Raw genomic sequence first — 9,644 nt, forward strand, 5'->3', positions numbered from 1 at the left:
AATGCATCACATCGTCTGCAAAGGCTTCATGCTTATAGGTTTCGCCAAAATTAGCCGCTACGTTCTGATTCGTCAAATTAATTGCCTTTTGCGATACGTCGACGGAATGGACCGAAGCAGCTCCGGCTTTAAGCGCATAGACCGAAAATCCACCTGAGTAACAGAACGCATTCAGTACATTCTTACCGTTTGCATACTGCGCCAGCAACGCCCGATTGTCGCGCTGATCCAGGAAAAAACCCGTTTTTTGCCCCGTTATCCAATCTACCAGAAATGTATTACCATTTTCCTGAACGGGGTGTGGTACGGGAGTCCGACCAAACAGATAACCGTTCGTGACGGTAGCCCCGTATTCGTCGGGCAACGTATCGGCACTTTTGTCATATACAGCCTTTAACTCTTCACCAAAAACGGCTTTTAGTGCTTCGGTAATCAGGTCTCGCTCGCGGTGCATACCAATGGAATGTGCCTGCAACACCGCTACGCCATTATACATGTCTACAATGAGTCCGGTGCATCCGTCACCTTCACCATGAACGAGTCGGTAACAATTGGTGTCGCCTATGACAATCGCCTGACGAATGCTCCGAATACGTGCCAGTTTCTGCGTCCAGTACGGCACATCGGGCGTAACGGGTCCACCCGACGTAGCGCCAAACGAGAAGATGCGTACCGCAATGCTCCCATCGTGGTAATGCCCTGTAGCCAGGTAATTTTTCTTGCTATCAAAAACCTCTACTACGTCGCCGTCGTTCAGATCGCCTTCGTACCGGCTAATAGCTCGCGAGAAAACCCAGGGGTGAAACCGTCGAACCGCTTCGTCGCGCCCAGATTGCAGAAATAATTTAGAAAATCCCATTTGTAATCAGGAAAAGAGCGCAAAGATAGAATGAAAGCAGGATCAGGCCTTTCTTTTATTACCTTCATACGCTGCTGCCTTTTCCTGGCTCCTGCATTTATTAACTTTTTTCTAATCTTTATTACGCATAACTAACCCATCTTTACGTTTTAATGCCGCAAACTTTTTTCTCTATGAACCGACGGAGTTTTCTAAAACAGTCCGGTCTGATGGCTGCCGGAGCTTTTACCCTTAGCCAAACCAATTTGCTTGCTAACATACTGCCTTATGAGCCGACTAAAAAAATCAGCCCATTCGGTGTTCAGCTGTTCAGCGTTCGTACTGACTTGCCCAAAGACCCGAAAGGTGTTATGACGCAACTGGCGCAGATGGGCTACAAACAGTTCGAAAGTTTCAGCGGAGCACAGGGGTTTTTGTGGGGTATGGAACCCAAAGAAATCAAGTCGTTTCTGGATGGCCTGGGCGTGAAAATGATCAGCACGCACTTCAATTACAGAGGGGATGTCGAGAAGCCCGATCAACTGAAAAAAAGTATCGAAATGGCGCATGACGCTGGGCTGACCTATTTACTTTGCCCATACATCGGCGCGCAAAAGACCTGGGACGACTGGAAAAAAATTGCGGACCAATTTAACACCGTTGGCGAACAGGTTCGTCAGGCAGGTTTGAAATTTGGTTACCACAACCATAACTATTCGTTCCTTCCGCTGGACGGCAAATTACCGCAGGAGTATCTGCTCGATAACACCGATCCGAAAAACGTTATGTTCGAACTGGATCTGTGCTGGATCGACGTAGCGGGTGTTGATACGGAGTCGCACCTCAAAAAATATGGTAAACGTTACGAACTCTGCCATATCAAGGATTACAAGAAAGAGAATGGCAAGCCTGTCCAGAATGACCTTGGCAAAGGAAGTGTCGATTTCAAGAAAACGCTGAATGCGGCTATGAAGAGCGGTATCAAATACTACCTCGTTGAGCAGGAAGAATACCCACAGTCGCCGTTAGTTAGCTTGAAAAACGACGCGGAGTACATGAAGAAGCTGGAGATCTAAGTCAATAAAAAAGGGAGCTTAAAAGCTCCCTTTTTTATTGACTTAGTTGCTATACTTAGTAAATCTGTCACTTTACTTTATAGAATTTCGCTCCGAACAGGAAAATAACCGTATAGCAGATGATCGGCAAATAATAAGCGTTCGCTACGTCTTTTTCGGCCGCCATACCCATCAGAAACGGAAACACTGCTCCCCCGGCTACCCCCATCGAAATAAAGGAAGAAGCCTGCTGCGTGTGAGCGCCTAAGTTCTTCAGTCCCAGACTAAAAATGGTTGGAAACATAATACTGAAAAAGAAATTGAGCATCAGCAACGCAATGAACGAAGGCCATCCCCAACTTTGGGTAATGATGAGACACATCAGAATATTACAGGCAGCAAACGTAGCGAGTAACGTGTGCGGCTGAACAAAGCGCATCAGGAACGTACCGACAAAACGCCCGGCCAGCATCAGCCCCATAAACAGCACCATGTAATTTCCCGCTGTAGCATCTGAAAAGCCCATCTTCTCGTGACCGTAGTTGATAAAAAAAGCCCAGGTTCCACCCTGTGCCGCTACGTTAAACGTCTGAGCGATAACGGCCCACACAAAATGCCGGTGGCCGAACAACGGCTTTCCAGGGTCAACATCCACGTTCTCAGCTTCCGGATCAACGACAGCGTGCGGATCATTTAACGAAGGGACTTTAACAAAGGAAAACAGGATAGCAATCGTTGCAATGACACTCCCGATGGCGATGTATAGAGTCTTGACAGAGGTTAGATCGGTACTTCCCTCAGTATTGTTACGTAGCAGAAAATAAGATCCAATGGCTGGTCCAAGGATAGCACCTAAGGCGTTGAACGCCTGCGCAAAATTGATGCGTTGATCGCTGGTACGCTGGTCGCCGAGGGAAGCAACAAAGGGGTGAGCTACTGTTTCGAGCGTAGAGAGGCCGCAACCCAAAATGAACAGGGCAATTCCAAAATAGGTGAAGGAAACAGCCGCGGCCGCCGGTACAAACAAAAACGCCCCTGTAGCAAACAGGCCCAGTCCGAGCAGCACGCCGTTTTTGTACCCAAACCGTTTCATGAACAGCCCTGCCGGAATGCCCATCACGAAATAGGCTCCAAAAATAGCAAATTGTACAAAAGCGGATTGAGTTTTGGTCAGGCTCAATACGTGCTGAAAGTGTTTATTCAGTACGTCGCCCATCGTAATGGCCACGCCCCAAAACATGAACAGCGACGTAACAAAAACAAGCGTGATTAAGTATTTTTTTTCGGTAAAAGCGGCTGGCTTCGATTGGCCAGATACGGTTGTTGCCTGCATAAGTTAGGTTATTGAACGGTTTATCCCGGCTATAGTACGAGTACGTATAAGGATTGCAAAGTCTTTTTCTGAGCTAAACTACCTGATTTATGCCAGTGGTGCTACTATAAATAGTATTGGTCCCGCTGGCAATACCCTTTCGAAAAGACGTACTACATACCATGTCGTTAATTGGCAACTGTTTACAAAATCGTATTCTATAACACGGAGAGATCTATTTGCTTACTATCAACGACGTGACTGGCTGGCCGACGGTGCTATTTTATCAATCGTTGCGCGTAACGCAGCCGCCCAGGCTTTATAGCCATCCACCGCTAAATGGATACCGTCGGCATAGTATGCCCCCGCCGTCAAATTACCAGTGGCGTCAATGAGCGCGGGTGACGGGTCGCAGAAGAAGACAGTTTTGTTATCGACGAACCGTTGAATCTGCTGGTGAACTGCTACGTACTTTTTTCGTTTGTCGTCATCAGCGGTCGTGCCCGCAGGCAAGGGGCCAATCAATACCAGTTTGGCTTGCGGAAGTTTACTATTGAGGGCTTTCAGGATAAGACCGATGGCCGACGTAATGTCGTTCGCATCGTCTTCCCGGAAATTGTTGACCCCGATGGTAACAACCACTACATCCGGATTCGCTTTTGTGAAATCAAGGTTTTCGATGCGCCACAGCAGGTGTTGCGTTTTGTCGCCGGAGATGGCGGCTACACCGTAGCGATAGCCCGCCAACGCGTTATCGAACGGCACCTGCCCGGCATGGTGGACAACCAGGCTACGTTTGCCGATAGCCTGTGTAATGGAATTGCCCATCAACAGAATATCCAGCTTGCCCACGCTATCCAGCGTCTGTTGAATATTGGCGTAGTTGTCCCACCAGTCATTTCCAGGTTTCCAGCCGCCTGCTGAGCGATATTCGGAACCCGGTACGGGAATCAGCGCAAAATGCGTATGCTGCCCGGTTGCTTTCAGAATAAAATCGACGATAGGCGCCGGATTGGGCAGGCTGTGCGGATGATGACCAATACCGGGTTTATGAATAACGGTGATCTGTCCGCCCAGCGCCAGCACTTGTTTTTCAAAAGGTTCTGTATTTTCATTGACGGGTACAACATCGTCGTCATCACCCACTACGTGTAGCATCGGAAAATTTCCTTTCACTATTTCCGTCACCCGATCCAGCGGATTGCCCTTAAACTGAAGAGCTTCTTCGTCGGACTTCAGTCCGTAATCTTTCTTGAAAATTTCCCAGTCGGTTGGGCTACCCTTGCCTTTCCCTTTGCCGCCCGGCCAGCTTTTTAAATCCAGAACGGGCGCATCGGCATACACGCAGGCCACTTTCTTCGGGTTCTCGACAGCCCAGTTGTAGGCATAAATTCCACCCCGACTCAAACCTTCCAGACACACCTTATCGGCTAATCCGGCCTTGTTCATGTATCGGTAAAACTTGTTCCAGAGGTTAACGGCTTCAGTATTCCCATAGAGTTCCGCTACGTCGCAGTACACCAGATGAAAACCCCGATCCAGCAGAGCTATGTCGGTTTGCGGTTCATGCCCCCAAAAACGCGCCCGCCATATCCAGGGCTTACCGGCTGCTACCACGCGCGGCTTAACGACCTTGGCGCTATGTCCCTCAAACGTAAAATCAGCACAGTCGTAGCCATAAAACGACGATACGTTAACAGGCTCTTTGATCTTCCGGAAAATATCAAACTTAGGTTCGGTCTTTAATGTAACGGCATCGTACAACCGCCGGGCTATACGTGTCATAACCAGCGGGGCCGGATGTAGTTGGTCCGGAAATAGAAGGCTGTCGTCGCGGGTTTGTGCGTGCAGATCAATCAGCTCCAATTTTTCCTCAAAAGCTACTTGGCGAATGCGGGGAATGATCAGCTTCGTAATGGCCGCATCCGTCTGGCGTGTGGTATCCGTCAGAAACGACGTAACGGGTAGCAGCAGAATGATACGGGGTTTGCTCGGCAACTCCCGAAACGACTGAATCAGGATTTTGTAATCAGGGATAAACTGATCAATCTTCAGTCGATACGGCAAGCGGCTGTCGTTGGTGCCCAGCTTAATAAACACAATATCAGGATTGCTTTTCAGGGCTTTCTGATACGTATCAGTAGCCACGTATGGCGCTGCCGTCTCCCGGAGCAAGGTTCGACCGCTTACGCCAAAATTCATGACTTCGTAGCCTTTGCCCAACAAATACTGCAGTTGCCCCGGAAACGAGTTCTGCTCCCGATGCGTAAGCCGGGCACCGAACGTAATGCTGTTTCCCACGCAGGCAATCCGAACCGTTTTCTGCGCGTATGTTGAAAAAAACAGAAGCTGAGCGAATACAAGTAAAAGCGAACGACTAAGCATAAATCAACTGAATAGCAACAGACTACGTATCATAAACCACGATTCTTAATTGCTTATTCGCGTTTCACCTTATCGAAATACTGCCGCATAAATAGCAACTGATACGTAACGGCGTTGGTCCAGTACGGCCAGTTATGACCGCCGGGGCGGGTAATGTAATCGTGCGGAATATTACGTTCCAGAAGCTTGTCGTGCAGGTTGTTGTTCACGCGAAAGAAAAAATCTTCGGTGCCGCAGTCGATAAGCAGTGCAAGCGAATTTGGCGTGAGCAGGTGCAGCATATTGATGACGGTGTTCTGCTCCCAGCGGTCGGGAAACTGGGCGTACGTACCGAGTCGTTTGGCCATATCCCAGTTGTTTGGAAAGGGACGAATATCGACGCCCCCGCTCATACTTCCAGCCGCTCCAAATACGTCCTGGTGACGGAAAGCCAGATACAGGGCTCCGTGTCCGCCCATACTTAGGCCCGTAATGCCGCGCCCCTGACGGTTTTTGACGGTCTTGTAATGTCCATCGACCCACGATACCAGTTCATTCGCTACGTAGGTTTCGTATTTGAACGATGGATCAGCCGGGCTATCCCAATACCAACTGCCGAAATTTCCGTCCGGACAAACAACCACAACCTGATGCCGATCGACCAACTGAGCAAGATTTGGTGCTTTTTTCGCCCAATCGCTATAGTTGCCGCTGTAGCCATGCAACAGATACACGACCGGAAACTCGCTGCCCGTCGTGTATGAATCCGGCGTGACAACTACGGCTTTGATTGTCTTCTTCATCGACGCGCTGTACGTATCAACCGTATCGATTTTGGCCGCCTGAACATGACTAACAATGAATAAGAAACTGGCAATAAGCAGGCTACGAAAAAGAGACATACGCATTGGGGTAAAACAATCGGCAAAAGCCTAAAATAGCTCCTGACCTACTTATTTATCGATAAATAGCAGCTGTTACGTTGTGCATGGTCAGCAAATTTATCAGGGAGTCACCGTTTTTTTCTCCAGCGCTTTACGGACAGCCGGCGCCACTTTCGTTCCGAATAATTCGATGGCACGTAGCGTTTTCGCGTGCGGCAAATTATGACCGCCAACCAGTTGGGCCAGATAGCGGGTGTTTCCGAACAACTCATGGAAGTACAGAATCTTGTCGATGATTTGTTGCGGACTTCCCACCATCAGCGGACCGTATTGACGCATTTGTTCAAACTGCATTCGCGTCATGGGCGACCAGCCGCGCTCTCTGCCAACCCGGTTCATTAACAGCTCGTAGGGCGGGTAAAAATCGTCAGAAGCCTGCTGCGAATCGTCAGCCATGTAGAAATGCGAGTTAATCGCCAGTTGCAACTGCGCTACGTCGTGACCGGCCCGTTCGGCTGCCTGCCGGTACAGGTTAACGAACGGAACAAACCGGTCGGGCGGACCGCCCAGAATCGCTACGGTCATGGGCAGATTTAACGTACCAGCCCGAACTGCCGATGCGGGCGTCCCGCCAACAGCCAGCCAGACTGGAATGGATTCCTGATAGGGCCGTGGGTAGATACCCTCTCCATGAAGCGATGCGCGATGTTTGCCTGCCCAGTTCACCTCTACCTGCTGGTTAATTTTGAGCAGCATATCCAGTTTTTCCGTAAACAGCTCATCGTAATCCTTCAGGTCATAGCCAAATAAGGGAAACGATTCAATGAACGATCCACGGCCCGCCATGATTTCTGCCCGGCCATTAGAAATAAGGTCCAGCGAAGCAAAATTCTGGAATGTCCGCACCGGGTCGGCCGAACTCAACACCGTAACGGCGCTGGAAAGGCGGATATTTTTGGTGATACTGGCCGCAGCCGCCAATATTACTTCGGGGGCCGATATAATGAAGTCGGGCCGGTGGTGCTCACCCAGTGCAAACACATCCAGACCGACTTCATCGGCTAATTTTCCTTCTGCCACGATATTGCGCAACGATTCGCTATAACTGATCCGTTCTTTCGTTGTATCATCAAAGGCTAGATCGCCAAACGTATCTAACCCAAATTCAAGATTTCTGTGATTGATGGTCATTTTCTTTTCCTCATTTCTCATTACTGATTCTCTGTTCTCACTATAACAAGGAACAAAAAAAGTTGCGAACAATATGCTTACTTTTTGTAAGTTATCGATTTTAAAGCAAAAAAACACTTTCCCGAACAAAAATTCAGGAAAGTGTTTGGTCTTTAAAGATAGATCCCTTTACTATGGAGATTCACTAAGCATTCTTCCAAGTATGCTTCATCATGTTCTGGATAGATCGGCGTAGTCAAAGGAACAGCTTGAACGGAGGGTTCCAGCGGCAGATTTTTGCCACGATACGCTGGATCGTACCATTCAGGTGCTGGCCGATAGCCTCGATAGGTCATTTCATCCAGCACTAACTGATGGTATTGAAACAATTTATAGGGCGGATGGGTAAAAACGTAATCGACGGTTGCGTGCTTCTTGCCCCAGCCTAGCCCCCGCAAGGCTGCTGCTTCACGATGCTGGCCTAACAGCTGCTGCCGAGGCAAAGCAGGTATCAGCGCTTCATGCCATAAGCGCATCGGTTCAGCCTCCTTTATTCTGCGTCTTGGCTGATGAAATTGTCTTGGTTTTCAATAACGATCTTGCCGACTGCATGGTGTGTCTCACTCAATGCGTGGGCATCGTAAATTCCTTGTGCTGTCAATGGGAAGGTTGCACTGATGATACTGGTGACTTTTTCTGCTTCGATCAGCTCTGTCAATTCTGCCAATTGTTTGCCGTTGGTTCGTAACCAAATTGCTTTGGCGAAGATGTCTTTTTCTTTTGCCAAGTCTTCGTCTTCAATACTCAAAATCGAGATCAGACGGCCCTTAGGTTTTAAGACAGTGAAACTTTTCTTCTGGGTGTCGCCCCCCATCGTATCAAAGACCAAATCGATGTCTTGCAAGACTTCTTCAAAATCTGTCGTATGGTAATCGATGATCTCATCGGCACCAAGTTTTTGCAATAACTCATGGTTACGAGGACTAGCCGTCGTGATGACGTAAGCGCCAGCTGCTTTTGCTAGTTGGATCGCATAGGTACCAACTCCGCCTGCTCCGGCATGGATCAAGACTTTTTCCCCTGCTTTTAAACGACCGTGTTCAAACAACGCTTGGTAAGCAGTCAAACCAGCTAGTGGCACTGCAGCTGCTTCTGCGTAGTTTTGGTTTTCTGGTTTGATCGCTGCTAACTCAGCATCCACGATGGCGTAATCAGCATACGTCCCAAAACGAGTCGTTTCAGGGCGGGCATAGATTGCATCACCAACTTTGAACTCTGTCACGTCAGCACCTATTTCTACGATATCCCCTGCGACATCCCAACCTAAAATAATTGGGAAGTCCCACGGAAACATTTGTTTTAAATAGCCTTCTCTTAATTTCCAATCGATCGGGTTGATGGACGTTGCGGCAACTTTGACTAATAATTGATTTGCTTTTAATTCTGGTAATTGGACCGTTGCTTCTTTTAATTGGTCTTTTCCACCATAGGCTTCAATAACGACAGCACGTGTTTCCATTGATGCTTCACTCCTTACATTCATTCTTCATCAAAGAGAGGTTCCTGTTTTTCCATCCCTTGATTTCTCACTTCCCTAGCTTAGGCAAAAGGAGGGAATTTGACAAATGATATGTTTGGAAACTGCCCCAGCCACCTGGCCGTTCCTCCTTCAAAGCCTTGAAAGAAACGGGTTTATTTTTTCTTCATTTTTTTATTGCCTTTTCTTTAAAAATCAATTACGCTACTCAAGAAATACGAAATTGTAGAGAAAGAAGGAATTGATGAATTGAAAAGGTTGTGGGTATTTTTTGGCGGTGTGATCGGCATCACCGCATTGCTGTTTTTCGGTGCTTCGGTGTTAACGAAAGAATCGGGGGCAGCAACGTCGTCCGACAAAAATACAGTGATTATTTACAATTGGGGCGAATATATTGACCCCGAATTGATCAAAACATTCGAAACTGAGACTGGTTACTCAGTGATTTATAATACATTTGACTCCAACGAAGCGATGGAAACAA

General features: G+C 48.1%; 8 protein-coding genes and 1 pseudogene. 2 read left to right on the forward strand and 7 right to left on the reverse strand.

Going from position 1 to position 9,644, the window contains the following annotated elements:
- A partial coding sequence (locus ACOJS8_RS08870) for a class I SAM-dependent rRNA methyltransferase (protein WP_420148183.1) occupies nt 1–859 on the reverse strand: 859 nt, incomplete at its 3' end.
- A 173-nt stretch (nt 860–1,032) separates the two neighbouring features.
- Here ACOJS8_RS08870 and ACOJS8_RS08875 point away from each other — a divergent pair.
- Nucleotides 1,033–1,914: a sugar phosphate isomerase/epimerase family protein gene (locus ACOJS8_RS08875; RefSeq protein ID WP_420148184.1), complete on the forward strand. Its 882-nt coding sequence runs from the start codon at nt 1,033–1,035 to the stop codon at nt 1,912–1,914.
- A gap of 67 nt (nt 1,915–1,981) precedes the next feature.
- On the opposite strand, the gene ACOJS8_RS08880 is transcribed toward ACOJS8_RS08875, so the two are convergent.
- The 6 genes from ACOJS8_RS08880 to ACOJS8_RS08905 form a co-directional block, all read right to left on the reverse strand.
- A complete protein-coding gene (locus ACOJS8_RS08880; RefSeq protein WP_420148185.1) occupies nt 1,982–3,226 on the reverse strand; it encodes a sugar MFS transporter in 1,245 nt (414 codons plus the stop codon).
- 228 nt (nt 3,227–3,454) lie between these two features.
- Nucleotides 3,455–5,590 carry a GDSL-type esterase/lipase family protein gene (locus ACOJS8_RS08885; RefSeq protein WP_420148186.1) on the reverse strand — a complete coding sequence of 712 codons (2,136 nt, stop codon included), beginning with the start codon at nt 5,588–5,590 and terminating at the stop codon, nt 3,455–3,457.
- Nucleotides 5,591–5,643: 53 nt separating this feature from the next.
- The gene (locus ACOJS8_RS08890) at nt 5,644–6,471 is read right to left on the reverse strand and encodes an alpha/beta hydrolase (protein ID WP_420148187.1); all 828 of its coding nucleotides are present in this window, start codon (nt 6,469–6,471) and stop codon (nt 5,644–5,646) included.
- A 102-nt stretch (nt 6,472–6,573) separates the two neighbouring features.
- Nucleotides 6,574–7,644 (reverse strand): LLM class flavin-dependent oxidoreductase, encoded by a 1,071-nt coding sequence (locus ACOJS8_RS08895; RefSeq protein ID WP_420148188.1) that lies wholly within the window; start codon nt 7,642–7,644, stop codon nt 6,574–6,576.
- Between the two features lie 152 nt (nt 7,645–7,796).
- Nucleotides 7,797–8,159, reverse strand: coding sequence for a TIGR02328 family protein (locus ACOJS8_RS08900; protein ID WP_010747697.1), 363 nt, complete (start codon nt 8,157–8,159; stop codon nt 7,797–7,799).
- 14 nt (nt 8,160–8,173) lie between these two features.
- Entirely contained in the window at nt 8,174–9,142 is a 969-nt protein-coding gene (locus ACOJS8_RS08905; protein WP_420148189.1) for an NADP-dependent oxidoreductase, read from the reverse strand.
- 297 nt (nt 9,143–9,439) lie between these two features.
- On the opposite strand from ACOJS8_RS08905, the pseudogene ACOJS8_RS08910 reads away from it, so the two are divergent.
- Nucleotides 9,440–9,644, forward strand: a pseudogene (locus ACOJS8_RS08910) (spermidine/putrescine ABC transporter substrate-binding protein); the annotation flags it as partial.

Source organism: Spirosoma sp., from assembly GCF_048594605.1.
In the GTDB taxonomy this organism is placed as follows: Bacteria; Bacteroidota; Bacteroidia; order Cytophagales; family Spirosomataceae; genus Spirosoma.